Origin of the sequence: Photobacterium sp. MCCC 1A19761 (assembly GCF_037389125.1) — a bacterium.
In the GTDB taxonomy this organism is placed as follows: domain Bacteria; phylum Pseudomonadota; class Gammaproteobacteria; order Enterobacterales; family Vibrionaceae; genus Photobacterium.
On the sequence record NZ_JAZGTF010000050.1, the window covers coordinates 1 to 16,734 of the forward strand.

A 16,734-nucleotide genomic window follows, 5' to 3' on the forward strand; every position below is an offset into this window, starting at 1 on the left:
CATCACGGAATATTACAGCAAGGTCAGGCCACATCAATATAACGGTGGTTTGACGCCAAATGAGTCAGAACGGTTATTCTGGAATGACTCTAAAACTGTGGCCAATTTTACTTGACCACTACAATATCACATATATCTGGGCTGGTAGCCGTTGGCATTACTTGGCAGCCGTTATCGACCTGCATACGCGGCGAGCCGTAGGTTGGGCTATGTCGGAAAAGCCTGATGCAGACTTGGTTGTGAAAGCTTTGGATATGGCTTATCAGCAACGAGGATGTCCTCGTGGTGTCATGTTTCACTCAGACCAAGGCAGCCAATATGCGAGCAGGAAGTTCAGGCAACGGCTATGGCGTTATAAAATAACACAGAGCATGAGTCGCCGCGGAAACTGTTGGGACAATGCGCCAATGGAGCGTTTATTTCGGAGCTTAAAGACAGAATGGATCCCATCAACGGGCTACATGACTGCTCGTGAAGCGATACGAGACGTCGGTATATACCTGATGGATTACTACAACTGGCAGCGCCCACATCAACACAATGACGGGGCGCCGCCTGCTGAAGCCGAGAATCGGCCTAACAAAGTGTCCGGATTTAGTTGACCACTACAAGGTTCATTAATATTCCTCCGGAGTGTTACCGGAGGAAATTGATAACGGTCACTTTAGTTAAGTAGGAAGTGTACATTTGTTTAATGGTTGTGGGCTATAACCCGTCGGAGCATCGAGTAACACTTGTTTGATGCAATTAACATCAAAATCATGGCAGCAACGATCGAGTACATCCAACAGTTTATTCATCTCACCCCAGGACAAGCTTTCTTCTCTTGCTGTCATTATTTTTGGGTGCGAGCTTCCTTCAACATTGTCGCCAATCAGTAATTCCTCAAATAGTTTTTCTCCTGGGCGTAGCCCGGTGAAGTGGATTTCAATGTCCCCTTCTTGAGACTCTTCTTCGTTTTCTGACTTCTCACTCATTCCCATCAAATGAATCATTCGTCTGGCCAGGTCGTGGATCTTGACGGGTTCGCCCATATCCAGCACAAACACTTGTCCATTATGTGCCATCGCGCTGGCTTGAATCACTAGTTGTGCAGCTTCCGGGATTAACATGAAATATCGAATGATATCCGGGTGGGTCACCGTCACGGGTCCACCTTTGCGGATCTGTTCTTTAAATAAGGGGACAACAGAGCCTGACGAGCCGAGTACGTTACCAAAACGAACCATGGTGAAGATCGTCTCTGTTTGACGATCCGCTAATGCTTGCAGTACAAGCTCTGCCATCCGTTTGCTCGCGCCCATCACGTTCGTCGGACGAACAGCTTTATCCGTTGAGATTAACGTGAAATTTTTGACGCCGGCATGAATTGCGGCTTCTGCTGTTGCCAATGTGCCGAAGACGTTGTTCCTGATCCCTTCAACAATATTGTCTTCAACTAATGGCACGTGTTTGTAGGCTGCTGCATGAAAGACTGTCTCGACAGCGTATTTTTTCATGACTTTTTCAACACGGTTCTGCCGTTGCACACTGCCGAGTACTGAGGCGATTTGGCAGTTGCTTCCGGTATTTTCGATCAATTTCTTGAGCTCTCGGTCGATCGAGTACAGGTTGTACTCATTCAGTTCAAACAAGACGATGCATTTTGGTTCTTGCTGTAAAATCTGGCGACAAAGCTCTGAACCGATAGAGCCGCCGGCACCGGTCACCATGACAACTCTGTTTGTGATGTTCTGTGCCATTAGTTTGTGGTCAGGTTCTACCGGCGCACGACCAAGCAAATCACCAATCTCAAGATCTCGGATTTCTGTTGAGCTGGCTTTCCCTGCTGCAATATCTTCAACTGAAGGGACAGACTGAATCGCGATGGGCCAGTCAGATAACTTATCCACTAAGCGTAGTCTGTCTCCTTTGCTGATATTGTTGATTGCTAATAGTAGCTTCAGTGGTTTGTACAGTGATTGAAGTGATTCAAATTCGCTACTGTGGTGAACTCTGAGTCCGGATATAATTTGTCCAACTTTACTGATGTCATCATCAAGAATCACAACTGGGTGATACTCAGATCCATGGATCAATGCATAGGCAAGATCTCGGCCAGTGGCACCTGCTCCGTAAATGAAAACATTCGGCTTTTTACGCTTGTAATAATGATAATAGAGGGTTCTGATCAGAATACGTGGCCCCCCCAGAAGCAAGATACCGAGCCCGGTATAAATCAATGGCACGCTGCGGGGGATGAATGACTGAAAAAAGAACCCTGAGATTGATAAAGCAACAGCTGAAAGCATAACCGCAAGAAAAATATTGCCTAGCGCCGGTAGCATCAGATAGCGCAATACGGCGCGATACATGCCCAGTCGAATGAAGGTATAGATTGTCACCAGCGCCGTGACTGCGAAGCTGGCCAGCTCCCTGATGGTGATCTCAAACATCCAGTCGCTCAAGCGAAGGCTCATAGCCAGATAGAGGGAAATCAGGACCGCAATCACATCATAAGTTAATGTTATTGCTCGTTTATTGCTTCGCTTGGTACTCAGTAGAGCTTGAATAGGTCTGAACATAATTACGCTAAATAATTTTCACAACCTTGCGATTCTAATCGATTGTGGGGGAGTTGCAATTACATATCGCCGAACATGCAGACACAAACCTGTTGTGGTAAAATCTTTGGTCTTGTTTGATTGAAAAATGAGCGTTTGTGAAAGTTTTAGTTACGGGTAGTACAGGTTTTGTTGGCAGTGCGCTGACCCATGCTTTATCGGAGTCAAAGCAATTTGAAGTGGTATGTGGCGTACGCAAGGCGAAGTCCTCATTGATGAAAACCATTGTCTTTGATCTAGAATCAGCGTTTGAGATTGAATCTCAACTGGCTGGCATTGATGTTGTTGTTCATTGTGCAGCGCGAGTGCATCAAATGTACGATAATGGGCTAGCCCCGTTAGATGCCTACCGCCGTATGAACACAACTGCAACCCTGAGGTTAGCAGAGCAGGCTGCGGCAGCAGGTGTAAAACGGTTTGTGTTTTTGAGCTCCATCAAGGTGAATGGGGAGCAGACACTACCCGGCATGCCGTTTACACCGCAAAGCAAGGTTTGTCCTGATGATCCCTATGGCATCAGTAAATACGAGGCTGAGCAGGCGCTACTGGCCCTAGGACAGCGCTCTGGCATGGAAATTGTGATTATTCGTCCCCCTTTGGTTTATGGACCCGGTGTTAGAGCAAACTTTGCTAAGCTGGTACACATTGTCCAACGGGGAGTTCCGCTGCCTTTCGGGGCGATTCAGAATTCACGTAGTTTAGTATACCTGGGGAACTTGGTTGACCTAATGAAGGTTTGCCTGCATCATCCGAAAGCTGCTAATCAGGTGTTTTTAGTTTCCGATGACGAAGATATCTCGACGACCCAGTTGCTGCAAAAACTCGCGGTTGCCATGGGAACTAAGAGTCGACTCGTGCCTGTGCCTGCAGCGTGGCTTATGGGCCTGACGAAGCTTCTTGGTAAACCTGAAGTCGGACAACGGCTCTGTAGTTCACTCCAGGTCGATATCCGCCATACCAAAGAAACTCTGGATTGGACGCCGCCTTATCGCCTAGGTTGCGCCCTGAAACATACGGTACAAAAATAAAGTTCATGCACAATTCTTTGACTCGAATGATAGATTTCAGTTTGGCGCTTGTCGGATTGATCGTCTTAGCCCCTGTGATGGGGGTAGTTTATATACTAGGGAAGTTTGACACAGGTCAGCCAGTCTTTCGTCAGGAGCGTGTCGGGAGGCATCTGCAGCCATTTACCTTAGTCAAGTTTCGTACCATGCCTGTCGAAACCGCTTCAGTTGCAACCCATTTGGTCCAGGCTAGTTCAGTGACTAAACTGGGAAGTTTTCTGCGTAAAACAAAGCTTGATGAATTACCGCAGCTAATCAATGTCCTTCGGGGGGAGATGAGCTTGGTTGGTCCTCGCCCGTGTTTGTTTAATCAGCAAGAGTTGATCGATGCCCGGGATAAGCTTGGGGTGCTGGATGTTCTACCCGGCATTACGGGTTTGGCGCAAGTGAATGGTGTCGATATGTCCGAACCGCAAAAACTTGCCGTGTTAGATGCTGAAATGATTCGCTCTTTTTCATTATCGCTTTACTTTAAGCTGATTCTTCAAACGGCAATCGGTAAAGGTGCCGGGGATCAGATCAGGTATTAACGGAACAGTTTTTGAACGTCATCATGCAGCATCACTATACTGATTTAATTGAAATTTTTAATACCACATTTTTTGCCACTTATAATACCAAACTGGTTTGTGGGACAGATGAGCCTATTTATTTACCGGCAGATTCTGTTTATCCGTACCACCGTATTATTTTTGCCCACGGATACTTTGCTTCAGCAATGCATGAGATTGCGCATTGGTGTATTGCCGGGCCTCAACGGCGGCTATTGGAAGATTATGGTTACTGGTATGAGCCGGATGGTCGGACGGATGAAAAGCAGGCTGAATTTGAAAAAGTCGAGATTAAACCGCAAGCTTTAGAGTGGATTTTGTCCGCCAGTTGTGGATTTCGTTTTCAGGTCAGCTGTGATAACTTAAGCGGCAATTGTGAACTGGATCGAATTGGCTTTACCCGAAAAGTGCGTGAGCAGGTGTTGTGTTACCTTGAGCAAGGGTTGTCTGAGCGGGTACAAGTCTTGTCGGATGCATTACGAAAGCACTATAAAATCGATCCGTTATGCCCTGAAGATTTCCCTGAACCTACTCTTATCGCATAGAGTCGACAGCGCACAATCTGTTGGGGCGAGATACTTTACATTGAAGAGTTACCGAGAATGATGATCCAGCAATATGAAGAAAAACTACTGACTTTGATTGATCAAACAGTAGAAACCGCATCTGATGACGAATTGTTTGCTGGAGGATACCTACGCGGGCATATTTCGCTTTCTGCGGCAAAGTGTGAGCTTGAGGGGATTGCGAATGTAACGCAGATGAATGACTTGGTTGAAAAAAGTCTTGCGGATGCGCAAACCGAGTTAGCACCTGCTGACCAAGTGATCGTGAAAGCTATGTGGGATCAGCTTCAGCAATCAGCTTTATCTTCGTAATATATCAATTTCTATCACGTTGCAATTAAATAAAAAGTGCTACAAGGTAGCACTTTTTATTATCTCGTAATGATTAATTATCTACACTTAAATATTTTCGCTTGTAGTCAGATGATCTGGCGAAAATAAAAGTCGGTATCGCAACCAGAATAAGCCCAGTTGCATATTGAAGGCTGTTGTTTTCAAGGAGTTGATAACAGCAAAGCATGAAAATACCGAATGTCAGCAAGATGTTAGATTTATGGAGTAATGGATGATTTACTGAAAAGCGAGCGTACAACCTGAACATGCCCAGTTACCTCTTCTACAACGTAATCAAAAAGTAATCAAAAAAATGTGATTTTCCGTCATATATTTGACGCTTTATCGTATGCTTACCATCACTATTTTAGCTTAAAATAATTTTTACGCTGGAAATAGAAGGTTTTTCTCGCTCAAGATCACGCTAATAATAAAGTAATAAATAAAGGCGGATATATACACACCGCGCCTTGGTCACGATATCAATTGATAATTAAGAGTATTTCAATTCATCGGCCTTCGCCCATACCAAGGTGAACGCGCATCCGTCACACTAAAGAGCTGATACTTACGATTCAGCATCTGGCCACCATCCCGGCTTAGCGGCAGCCAGGAAATCGTGGCGCGGTTGGTACTCGGTTTCACCGTCATCACGTCAAACGGAATCGAGATATAAAATCCTTTGTTATAGCTTCCTTCCCCGAACTCTTCTGCTGACAGGTTTGTTTTCGCGGCAAAGGCACCGACAATCACACCACTGTCAAATTGTTTGGAAAAATCGACGGTGATCCCTTTATCCTCGGTTAGGTACTGACCTGCACTGACTTTAAATAGGGTGTTGGGGAGCCACTCCCAGCGCGGTTGATAATAAAGCGTGGCATGACCGGTGACGGCGCCGGTCTGGACGCGGTAATTCCGGTTTGTAATGGGGTCAAATTGAACATCTTCGGTGAAAAAGCCCAGTTGAGAGTCCGGATCGCGCTGGATAACGTAGTTGGCATCGATGCCGACAGCCCAGTTGCTGTCAAACGGACGGTAGAGGATTTCACCACCCACGCCACCAAACATCATTTCCAGATAGCCGGCATATGCCTGGCTATACCAGTTATCTCCCAGGCGATCCATCCAGGTGAGCTGAAGGTTGTTGACGCGGACGGGATGATCGTTAATGTACTGACGCACCAGGGTTCGAACTCGTTTTAAGTCTGTGCCATCAGGTGGGACTTCGTAAAGGAATTTATCGTAGTTATCATAGAGGTTGAGATAGAGCCCACCGCCAAGCTCGACATGATCGCCAAACCAGTAGTTGGCCCCGGCATTGATCCCAATATTGAACAGATAAAAATCTTCAGATCCCCCAAAAGATTGTTGCAGGGTCGGGGCCACACTGATGTCCCAGAGTTTGTCAGATTTGGCAATGAGTTTACCTTCCGGCTCTGAAGGGGAAGTGACGGTAGAGGCATCGCTGATTTTGGCATTGAAATACTCATATTGAGCCACCCTGGCAAATTGCTCAAGATCAATGCGTGTTTCGGTGACAGCCAAGTGATTGGCGGATTCAATGAGTCGGAATTCGTTGGCTTCAGGCACCTGGTTCGCAATCAGTGTTGCTGCCCGCTGATAACCTTCATCACGGTTGCGGTATTTGGTTTGAGGGGCGAGTACGGTAACGGTGTCATCGGTAGTGTAAATCGTCGGATCCTGGTAACCGGCAATGGTATGTAAGTCTTGCGCCAACTGCTCCCAGTCTTTGGCGGAACGTTCCAGGTTCGATGATGTAGGGCGGGGGTGGTAGACCGGTGCCGGCTCATCCTGCCAGATCGCCTTCATTTGATTAAAGTTCGTATTGAGGTTAAAACCAAAGGTCCAGGTGTTGCCCCGCTCATAACTCAGACGTAAATCCCCCCAATCATTTAAACGATACAGGACGCCGTAGTTGAACTTGCTCTCTTGGGGCATTGTGATTCCGCCTCGGGTTACCGGGAAATCACTGGTATAATCGTTGCCATCATATTCAACTTTGAATCGCAGTGGCTGCCAGGGGCTCTGGTATTCAATCCCGCCAAACAGTGCACTACAACCACTGAACCAGCGTTCAAAATCGATATTGCCGCCTTTGCCTTTATATTCAGTGCCGCGATCACAGTCATTGCCTAAAGCTTTATCCCCGTGGAAATTGGCACTATTGCCGAGATAACCCCAGCCTATGCCGAGGGTGAGATCAAATGGCCCGAGATGCTTACTGGCGGCAAGATATTCCCCATCAAACAGTCCTGTCCCCCCAAAATCGCGAACGCCGAGAGCGGTCTCCGGCAACCAGTAACTCTCCTTCAGTAGTCGAATCTTGAAGTCAATGCCCTTGTCCGTGTACTTGGTATCGCCACTGAAACTTTCGTCATTGCTATAGAGCAGGTCCTGAACCAGAGTATAGCGAATGGTTGATTCCAGCCAGGGGAGTAGTTGCAGCGAGACAGTATAATGATGGTATTCATCATTGAATGTGCCGCCGACCGTAAACTCGCCTTCTTCAGCCATTCGGCCTGAGGGCATTTGGATCAGCCCGACGCCGCCAAAGTCAGTCTGCGACGGGGTCAACACCGGGTAGCTGAAGTCATCAGCCTGCGTCGATGCGGCGGGCAGAATGGCCAAAGAGAGCGCAGACAGTGAAAAGAGAACACGTTGATGCATTATAAGGCCCGGTGTCTTAGCAAGTTGATGATGTCTTCATTGAGAGACGCAAATCCTGAAGGCAAATTTTGAAAACCCAAATAGAGGGTTGCACCAGGGGCAATATCCCGGTGCTCATGATTCCAATAGGCGATGGGATGGTGCTCAACAATGCCGTCGGGCTGAATAACAACTACTTCGCTGTTCTCTGGATTATCTAAGAGTGAGAGTTGCGTTAAATATTCACGGGCACTCGTCCGCTCACGCCAGAAAATTTGTTGTGGTGAACTGACCGCGCCCAGAACCAGAATATCTTTGGGGCGTGGTGGCAGAATCAGTAGCATATTTTCCGTGATTAAGGGGTTGAGTGATGGCGTGATCCTGATCTGGTCATAATCGACCATGGAGAAAACCCGCTGTTGAAACGTCAGACTTTGTAACCGTTCGATTAACAGAAAGACGGCGTTTTTATTCTCGCCTTGCCAATGCTGAGCCAATGCTTGCAGCTGAGACATGACTCGTTCTTTTCCTGGGGGAATCCGGTTCAAATGTATCGATGCCCCGAGCCAGTAAATGGGGCTCGGGGCAGCATCTTTTGTCATCCGATGCAGGTTTTGCCGACTATCCTCAAGAATTTGATTGAGTCTGATTGGCTGAGTATATCGAAGTTGTAATTGCTGCTCATTAGCCATTGAAGTGGTAACTTTCACCTGAATGTCTGCTTGTGGCTGTTGAGTGAGTTGAACGGTGTTCTGATCAGCATAAACCGGAGTTACAAAAATAAAAGGAATACAGAGCCTGTATACTAAAGCGAGTTTTCCGTAGGTCATCTTTAAAACGCCGCCTAAAACCCGGTATAGGATTGTTTTCGGTGCATTGGCTGTCTTCGTCATGAGTTCATGGTTATTCATTCGAGATCCGAGGCTCTTGGGAGTCGAGAATTATTCAAGCTTGTGAATCATTTTAAGTTTATTACTTCGATAGCATTTTGTTATCGCTGTTTGTGCTGAAACAAGGGGTTCCCCTTAAGGTGACGAAAATGGTTTTAACAGCGTCATTTCAATGTAAGGCAGACCAGGCGCAAGCTTTTGTCGGCTTTTAAGCACTGTTCCGGTTTGCGGATGAAGCCAGAAATCATTGTCAAAATTGAGCGCGAGACTCTCAACTGTGACATGTTCGGTAAAGTGCAAGGTTTCGACAGGGGACTCATTGATCAAAATGACGGCGGTGCCCCGGTTCGAAAACTTCGAATGGAGCTGATAACCGAAGTGATAGCCGGGCTGCCAGTTAATCCGTCGCTGCCAGCGCTTAGGGGTCTTGGCTAAATGAAGACCAAGGGCGAGGGGATCGGTTGTTGTTGATTGCGTCATGAGCAAGTTCCCGGTCGGGAGATTCAGTGTTTTGATTAAGCGTCCGTGTTCAGTCACCAGCATCCCCTGATCGTTGGAGAGCCATTTCAACTGGACGGATTGTTGCTGATCAGGGTTGGAGCCGAATTTCGGTTCGGCCAATGCAAGCACCATAAAAGCCTGTGGCCCATCGCCAAGACGAGCATACATACTGGCATAAGGCAGGCTCTGGATTTCAAGGTGACTTTTATGAATGTCTGTTTCGCCCAGCAATGCAAGGCGCAGAGTGTCATTGACATTATTAAACTTCTGGCTGCATCCGCTCACTAAAAGCGTCAACAGGAAAAGAACACCGTAGATCTGAGGTGGCCGGGAAGGGCGCATGGAGACTGCAATCATAAGCCGTCCGGAACAGTAAGTGATTCATGTTGATGGAGTATAACCGCACACATGCACGTTGTGCGGTTATCATTTAAACTTCAGCTACTCAGGCCAGTCTTCGTTGTAATGAACGAAAGCTATTAGCCTTGTTTAGAGAGAGAAGTGGTTGTGTTGTTGTCGTTACCTGACGCATCAGCAACAGCAACAACGGCCACTGTAATAGCAGTAGCAGCAGCAACCGCCGTTGCCGTAATGCCTCCAACTGCGGCAATCGAGGCTCCGGCTGTTCCCGCTGCGACCCCGGTGGTTGCACCGGCAGTGGCCGCTGTACTCGAAGCAGCACCAGCAGTCGTGGCTGTGGTCGATGTAGCACCCGCTGTGGATGCCGTTGAAGCTGTCGTAGAGGTTGCACCGGTAGAGCTGGCTGAACCCGCGGTCTCAGGTGCAGCAAAGGCTGAACCAGCCATCGACGTAGCAGCCATCGACATTGCAGTCAACAGCGCGATTACAGTCTTATTCATCCGATCCCCTTATCTATAAAGTTAATAATAAAGTGAAGATAGTCTTCCTTTTAATCATATGGGCTAACCAATCGGAAGGCAATGAGGCCATAAATTTGTCACATTAGACATTTAATTTAGGGAACAAGATCTCAGAAATAAGGCCAGCACTTTTCACAAGGTTGCCTCGGAATTTGTTCGTGCCAGTGAAATGTGTTGAAAATATGGCGATATAATTCAATGCGTTACGTTTCGTGTTTTATATGCCGATGGTACTTTTTTTCGAAATTTGAGTTTCTCTATTCGCGTATTCTGTGTAGAATATGGCCGCTGCGATAGTGATAAATGTAAAACTTTTTGACGCTTCGTCGCGTTTCAGCACAGAAATGGACAAACCAATCAGTTCAAGGGGATGACCCTCATACTGATCACAACTGAACGCTCTCTGAGTACATTGGGAACTCGAACCCAAGGGCGGTAGCGTATCTGAATTCGCGCTTCTGTTATGTGAAGCGACCAGTCTTAACCCACGGTTAAACGTTGCAGTCTAGTTAATCGCGCAAGCACACAGAAATTGAGAATGTCACGTCCCCGTAAGCAGGGCCGGCATACCCTGAGTGTTATCTAAGCATATCAATCAATTTGAAAGTTGAACTTTACGAATGATGCATTTTACAAAAAAGCTTCTTATTACAGCGGTAGCAACAGCAATGTTGGCTGGATGTACGGTGCCTGGTTCCCATTTGAGTCTTGATAACAAAAATGTGGTTTCTACAGGTAGTGAGCAGGACAAGGATATCTCGGAGCAGGTCAATGTATACCCACTGACTGCGACGACAGCAAAACGATTCAAAGCAAAAGAAGCTTACTCTCAGATGAATGCGGCTTTAGATGCTGAAATCGCTCGCTATCAATATCGTATTGGCCCGGGCGATATACTCAATATTACCATTTGGGATCACCCGGAGCTGACGATTCCGGCCGGCTCTTATCGAAGTTCGGCCGAAGCAGGCAACTGGGTACACGCAGATGGCACCATTTTCTACCCCTACATTGGTTTGGTGCGGGTCGAGGGGAAAACCGTCACAGAGATCCGAGACGATATCGCCAAACGTCTGGCTGCATACATCGAAAGCCCGCAGGTCGATGTCAATGTCGCCTCATTCCGCTCGCAAAAAGCTTACATCACCGGTGAAATTAACAACCCGGGGAAGCAGGCCATCACCAATGTTCCCCTAACCCTATTAGATGCCATCAATAGCGCTGGTGGCCTGGCAGAAAATGCTGACTGGCGCAACGTCACGCTGACTCGCAACGGTCAGGAAGAGCGCCTTTCCTTGCACGCCTTAATGCAACGAGGCGATTTAACCCAGAACCGCCTGCTACGCCCGGGGGATATTGTCCATGTGCCACGTAACGATGCCCAGAAAGTGTTTGTGATGGGGGAAGTAAACGATCCCAAATTATTGAAAATTGACCGTGCAGGGATGAGCCTCACAGAAGCGCTAAGCAATGTTGGCGGTATCAATCAATTGTCAGCAGATGCGACCGGTGTGTTTGTGATTCGCAGCAAGATGAGTCAAAACAATCCGAATACCGAGCAGCAAGAAAGATTGGCTGATATCTATCAGTTGAATTTATCCGATGCGTCAGCTTTGGTTATTGGTACAGAGTTTGAATTACAACCCTATGATGTGGTTTATGTGACAGCGGCGCCGATTGTACGTTGGAACCGTGTGATTACCCAATTAGTGCCAACCATTACCAGCTTCAATGAGCTGAGTGAGGGCGTGCTGCGGATCAGAAACTGGCCGTAATAGTTCGACGCCACAATTAGAAATACGATTACGATATAACCTATTGATATTGAGTTAAAAATTTATGAGCGTTACTCAAAACACTCAGGTGAAGCAAGACTCGGATGAAATTGATCTGGGAAAACTGTTTGGTATCTTGCTGGATAGCCGTTGGAGCATCATCGCGATCACCTTTGTTTTTGCGATTGTAGGTATTGCATATGCGTTACTGGCGACGCCCATCTATAAAGCTGACGCCTTGATTCAGGTGGAACAAAAAAGTTCGGGGATGCCAGCATTGGGCGAGATGGGGGAACTGTTTGCCAGTGAATCTTCTTCATCGACCGAAATTGAAATCCTGAAGTCGAGGATGATTTTAGGCAAAACCGTCGATAAGCATAATTTAACAACTGTCGTTATACCAAATTACCTACCTATGATAGGGAAAGGTTTGGCGCGCATCCAAGGTACGTCAATTGAAGCTCGAATTGAGCGTTTTGAAATTCCAACGAATATCGAAACCCCTGTTTATACATTGACTGTTTTGGATGCGGAGTCTGGCAGTTATGCGCTGTATGATCAACTAGAGCAGCAGGTGCTAAGCGGGAAAGTGGGTGAGCTGGCTCAAGCGGGCGATTACCAACTATTTGTCTCGAAAATTGATGCAGAGGCTGGCGATAGCTTTACGGTCGCAAAACGTACACGCCTGGATGCAATTCAGTGGTTACAACAAAATCTTGCAGTAAGTGAGCGTGGTAAACAAACTGGTATTCTTCAGTTGTCCTTTACTGGCGAAAATCGAGCAGCGATTGAAGTGATTTTGAATGATATTAGCCAGAATTACTTCTTGCAGAATGTTGAGCGTAACTCAGCCGAAGCAGAGAAAAGCTTGCAGTTTTTACGGGGACATCTTCCAGATATTAAATCGCAGCTGACAATATCAGAAGATTTACTGAATAAGTTCCGCCAAGAAAACGAGTCTGTTGATTTAGGTTTGGAAGCGAAATCGACCTTAGATGTGATGGTTGAGCTGGAAGCTAAACTTAATGATTTAACCTTCAAAGAAAGTGAAATCTCCCAGCGTTTTACTAAAGAACACCCGGCTTATATTTCACTCTTGGATAAGCGAAAAACACTGTTCTCAGAACGTGAGCGCCTGAATCAGCAAATTCAAAAATTGCCGAAAACACAGCGGGAAGTGTTACGTTTGACGCGTGATGTTGAAGTGAATCAGCAGATTTATGTTGAGCTGCTGAACAAAGTACAAGAACTGAACATTGTCAAAGCCAGTACAGTAGGGAATGTACGGATTCTTGACAAAGCGCAGTCGTACACTAAAGCCGTGAAACCTAAGAAACCGCTGATTGTGGTGCTGGCAACTTTGCTTGGTGGCATGTTAGCTGTTGCCATTGCGCTGCTCCGTGCGGCTTTCCATCGCGGCGTTGAAAATCCGGATGAAATTGAGGCGATTGGTTTGCCGGTGTATGCCAGTGTGCCAATGTCCGATTGGCAGATTGAACTCGAGAAAAAACAAAAAGGGAAGCAAAAGCTTTCTGTCGAAGAAACCCTATTGGCGGTTTCTAACCCGGCGGATTTATCGATTGAAGCACTTCGGAGCCTGCGCACCAGCCTGCACTTTGCCATGATGGAGGCTAAGAATAATATCCTGATGATCTCCGGTCCAAGCCCTGGCATCGGTAAATCATTTGTTTCCGCGAATATGGCTGCAGTGGTCGCTAAATCCGGTCAAAAGGTGTTGGTGATCGATGCCGATATGCGTAAGGGGCGGATGGAGCGACAAATGGGCGTGAGTGCGAAACCTGGCTTATCAGATTATCTCAGCGGTCAGGTAGGTATTGAAAGCTTAGTTAAGCTGCCAGGCGTAGAAAACTTGGAATTTATTGGCCGTGGCGAAGTCCCGCCAAATCCATCCGAGCTTCTCATGCATCCTCGCTTTAAAGAACTCATGGATTGGGCATCAACAAATTATGATTTAGTTGTTGTTGATACTCCACCAATTCTGGCAGTCACTGATGCAGCGATTGTTGGCGCTCATGCCGGAACCTCATTGTTGGTAGGACGATTTAGCCAGAACACGGTTAAAGAAGTTGAAGTGACGAAACAGCGATTTGAACAGAATGGTATTGAAATAAAAGGCTTTATTCTGAATGCTGTTGTTCGTAAGGCGAGTGGTTATTATGGTGGTAACTATGGTTATTACAATTATAGTTATGAGTCGAAGCAATAATATCTGACTGTGTCACTACTCACCTAAGCTGCTGAGTAAATCGATTTTTGCTGAATTTTAGAGTAAACGCAAGAGTAAGTGTGACCATTAAAATGGAGTTAGACAAGCGCCCAAAATAAAAATAACAATTTGATAGCCTAATCAGACAGTCTTAGTATGAATGAAATGTCTCTTGGACTTAAGCTGTCAGAGATATAATGTGCAAAAAGAATGTAAGCGTGATGATGGGAATTAAGGTATTAAAAACTCCTGCTTCAGAGTTGGGTGAAGGGGTATTTCTAGATAAGATGACTCAAAAACTATATTGGTTAGACATCGTGAATAACAATCTTTATCAATATAGTTTAAGGGAAGATAAACTTATTAATACTTTTGCTTTAGAAGGAAATCCAAGTTGTATTTTTTCTGTCTCTGATGAGTCGTTGACATATGTAAATAATGTTGGTGTTAAACAGGTAAACCTGATTGATGGTACTACAAAGCTACAGGTTATTCATTCAAAGCATTGCCCAAAAAAGTTAAGAGCTAATGATGGGGTGGTACTTTCAGATAGTAGTATTATCTACGGAACGATGGGTTACAGTCCTGAAGTTGAGGAAGGAAAAATATACCGTTTAGATAAAAAAGGCAGAGTGAACGTTTACGAACTAGGAGTTAGAATTCCTAATACTTTTATTGAGTTTGACAATAAGCTATTAGTATCAGATTCCCTGAAACAACGTATTTATGAGATAGATTTAATACATAGTCAAGAACCGCAGCTTAGACTATGGAAAGATTTTTCGAGTAGTAACTATACACCTGATGGAGGTTGTTTGTCAGAAAGGGGGTATGTACATGTTGCTCTGTGGGATGGTTCAGCTATTGCAGTCATGGATGAGAACGGAAAAGTAGTTCGTAAGGTCGACTTACCTGTGTTAAGGCCTACAAACTGTATTATTTATGCCAATCGATGGTTGTATGTAACTAGTGCTTATGAAGGTATGACTGAAGCACAGCTTGAAAAATATCCTTTATCAGGCAAGACGCTAGAGATTGATTTGGGGAGTAACTATGATTACTAAGCCACTCGTTAGCATAGTCATCAGGACGCTAAATGAACAAAGACACTTAGTGGAATTATTAGAAGCAATTAGAATACAAGACCAATCTGAATTTAGAATAGAGACGGTTATTATTGACTCTGGATCAACGGATAACACTCTCGATATAGCTAATAAATACGGCTGTAGAATCACTCATATCAAGAAAGAGAATTTTACTTTTGGTCGCTCTCTGAATGATGGTTGCGAGTTTTCAAATGGTGATTTCCTAGTATTTATTAGTGGTCATTGTATACCGGTAGATAATAATTGGATTAATAACTTGGTAAGACCGTTAGTTGACCAATGTAGTTATGCATACGGAAGACAGTTAGGTAGGGACACTACCAAGTTTAGTGAACGTCAACTATTTAATAAGTACTTTCCTTCAGATTCAAGAATTCCTCAAGTAGGATTTTTTTGTAATAATGCTAATGCGGCTATACGAAGGGATGCTTGGTTAGCCCATAGGTTTAACGAAGAACTTACAGGGTGCGAAGATATGTACCTTGCTAAGCTCCTTGTTGATTCAGGGAAAAAAATTGGTTACGCTGCAGATGCTGCTGTTTATCATATTCATGATGAAGCATGGAGCAAAGTAAAAGTTAGGTATGAACGTGAAGCAATCGCCTTGCAGCAAATTATGCCTCAAGTACAAGTCAGTTTTTTAGATATGATCAATTACATATTAATTGGAATTATAAAGGACTTACGGAAGGCAAAAACCAAGGGTGTACTAGTTAAAGAAATACAGTCAATCATAGCATTTAGATGCTGTCAGTACTATGGTGCATATATTGGTAATAAGAACCATAGAAAACTTTCACAGGCGATGAAACAAAAATATTTCTACCCGAGAGTAACTGATATGAATGTCTCTGAGAATATGGACCATATTATAGGAAGAAGTTATGAAAAATAAAATTGTTGCTTTACTACCAATGAAAGCTAATAGTGAGCGTGTCAAAGGTAAAAACTTCCGAGAATTAGCTGGGAAACCATTATTTCGTTGGATTTTAGATGAACTTTTATCTGTGAGTGAAATTGATAAAGTAGTAATCAATACCGATGCTCGCCATATATTAGAAGAGAATGGTCTGATTGAAAGTGATCGAGTAACAATTCGAGACCGTAAACCAGAACTCTGTGGTGATATGGTCAGTATGAACCTTATTCTTGCTGATGATATTGAAGCAGTTGAAGCTGATACTTATATCATGACACACACTACAAATCCGTTGATTACGGCTGATACGATTAGAGCGGGTCTAAAAGAATTGGATGAGAATCCTAATAACGATTCTTTATTTACTGTAAATAAAACTCAAACCCGTTTTTATAGAGAAGATTGTAGCGCAGTTAATCACGACCCAGAGAATCTTATTCGAACACAAGACTTAGAGCCTTGGTACGAAGAGAACTCTTGTCTTTTCTATTTTACAAGAGAATCGTTCAAGAAAACAAGTGCTCGAATTGGTGAAACTCCATTAATGATGGTTACCCCTCCTCTTGAGTCTTTAGATATTGATGAACCTCATGATTGGGAAATGGTTGCAGCACTAGCTGAATATCGCATGAAATCGTAATTTTC

Annotated in this window: 14 protein-coding genes and 1 pseudogene; 10 read left to right on the forward strand and 5 right to left on the reverse strand. The window is 45.0% G+C overall.

Translation table 11 applies throughout. The annotated features are described in order from the left end of the window. Positions 1 to 122: 122 nt before the first annotated feature. Positions 123 to 602, forward strand: a pseudogene (locus tag VV869_RS24040) (IS3 family transposase); the annotation flags it as partial. A 66-nt stretch (positions 603 to 668) separates the two neighbouring features. On the opposite strand, the gene VV869_RS24045 reads toward VV869_RS24040, so the two are convergent. Continuing rightward, positions 669 to 2,564, reverse strand: coding sequence for a polysaccharide biosynthesis protein (locus VV869_RS24045; RefSeq protein ID WP_337737486.1), 1,896 nt, complete (start codon positions 2,562 to 2,564; stop codon positions 669 to 671). A 137-nt stretch (positions 2,565 to 2,701) separates the two neighbouring features. On the opposite strand from VV869_RS24045, the gene VV869_RS24050 reads away from it, so the two are divergent. Genes VV869_RS24050 through VV869_RS24065 form a run of 4 tightly spaced genes read left to right on the forward strand, consistent with a single transcriptional unit; the run spans position 2,702 to position 5,099 of the window. Continuing rightward, positions 2,702 to 3,631, forward strand: a complete 930-nt coding sequence (locus tag VV869_RS24050; RefSeq protein ID WP_337737487.1) for a UDP-glucose 4-epimerase family protein — start codon at positions 2,702 to 2,704, stop codon at positions 3,629 to 3,631. A gap of 5 nt (positions 3,632 to 3,636) precedes the next feature. Then, positions 3,637 to 4,200: a sugar transferase gene (locus VV869_RS24055; protein WP_337737488.1), complete on the forward strand. Its 564-nt coding sequence runs from the start codon at positions 3,637 to 3,639 to the stop codon at positions 4,198 to 4,200. 23 nt (positions 4,201 to 4,223) lie between these two features. Then, positions 4,224 to 4,766, forward strand: a complete 543-nt coding sequence (locus VV869_RS24060; protein WP_337737504.1) for an elongation factor P hydroxylase — start codon at positions 4,224 to 4,226, stop codon at positions 4,764 to 4,766. A 60-nt stretch (positions 4,767 to 4,826) separates the two neighbouring features. Continuing rightward, a complete protein-coding gene (locus VV869_RS24065) occupies positions 4,827 to 5,099 on the forward strand; it encodes a YfcL family protein (protein ID WP_337737505.1) in 273 nt (90 codons plus the stop codon). Positions 5,100 to 5,624: 525 nt separating this feature from the next. Here the strand turns inward: VV869_RS24065 and VV869_RS24070 are convergent. The 4 genes from VV869_RS24070 to VV869_RS24085 form a co-directional block, all read right to left on the reverse strand. After that, entirely contained in the window at positions 5,625 to 7,808 is a 2,184-nt protein-coding gene (locus tag VV869_RS24070) for a YjbH domain-containing protein (protein WP_337737489.1), read from the reverse strand. Beyond that, positions 7,808 to 8,698, reverse strand: coding sequence for a capsule biosynthesis GfcC family protein (locus tag VV869_RS24075; RefSeq protein WP_337737490.1), 891 nt, complete (start codon positions 8,696 to 8,698; stop codon positions 7,808 to 7,810). The genes VV869_RS24070 and VV869_RS24075 overlap by 1 nt, the downstream gene beginning before the upstream one ends. Before the next feature lie 114 nt (positions 8,699 to 8,812). Continuing rightward, the gene (locus VV869_RS24080) at positions 8,813 to 9,535 is read right to left on the reverse strand and encodes a YjbF family lipoprotein (protein ID WP_337737491.1); all 723 of its coding nucleotides are present in this window, start codon (positions 9,533 to 9,535) and stop codon (positions 8,813 to 8,815) included. Between the two features lie 122 nt (positions 9,536 to 9,657). Then, on the reverse strand, positions 9,658 to 10,038 hold the full coding sequence (locus VV869_RS24085) for a hypothetical protein (protein WP_337737492.1): 381 nt from the start codon (positions 10,036 to 10,038) through the stop codon (positions 9,658 to 9,660). Positions 10,039 to 10,682: 644 nt separating this feature from the next. Between VV869_RS24085 and VV869_RS24090 the strand changes: the two genes are divergently transcribed. From VV869_RS24090 to VV869_RS24110, 5 genes are all read left to right on the forward strand, one after another. Continuing rightward, complete coding sequence (locus VV869_RS24090) at positions 10,683 to 11,834, forward strand: polysaccharide export protein (protein WP_337737506.1); 1,152 nt, start codon at positions 10,683 to 10,685, stop codon at positions 11,832 to 11,834. A 64-nt stretch (positions 11,835 to 11,898) separates the two neighbouring features. Continuing rightward, positions 11,899 to 14,061 (forward strand): polysaccharide biosynthesis tyrosine autokinase, encoded by a 2,163-nt coding sequence (locus VV869_RS24095; protein ID WP_337737493.1) that lies wholly within the window; start codon positions 11,899 to 11,901, stop codon positions 14,059 to 14,061. Positions 14,062 to 14,282: 221 nt separating this feature from the next. After that, the gene (locus tag VV869_RS24100) at positions 14,283 to 15,125 is read left to right on the forward strand and encodes an SMP-30/gluconolactonase/LRE family protein (RefSeq protein ID WP_337737507.1); all 843 of its coding nucleotides are present in this window, start codon (positions 14,283 to 14,285) and stop codon (positions 15,123 to 15,125) included. After that, on the forward strand, positions 15,115 to 16,065 hold the full coding sequence (locus tag VV869_RS24105) for a glycosyltransferase (protein WP_337737495.1): 951 nt from the start codon (positions 15,115 to 15,117) through the stop codon (positions 16,063 to 16,065). The genes VV869_RS24100 and VV869_RS24105 overlap by 11 nt, the downstream gene beginning before the upstream one ends. Further along, the gene (locus VV869_RS24110; RefSeq protein ID WP_337737496.1) at positions 16,055 to 16,729 is read left to right on the forward strand and encodes an acylneuraminate cytidylyltransferase family protein; all 675 of its coding nucleotides are present in this window, start codon (positions 16,055 to 16,057) and stop codon (positions 16,727 to 16,729) included. The genes VV869_RS24105 and VV869_RS24110 overlap by 11 nt, the downstream gene beginning before the upstream one ends. Positions 16,730 to 16,734: the final 5 nt, after the last annotated feature.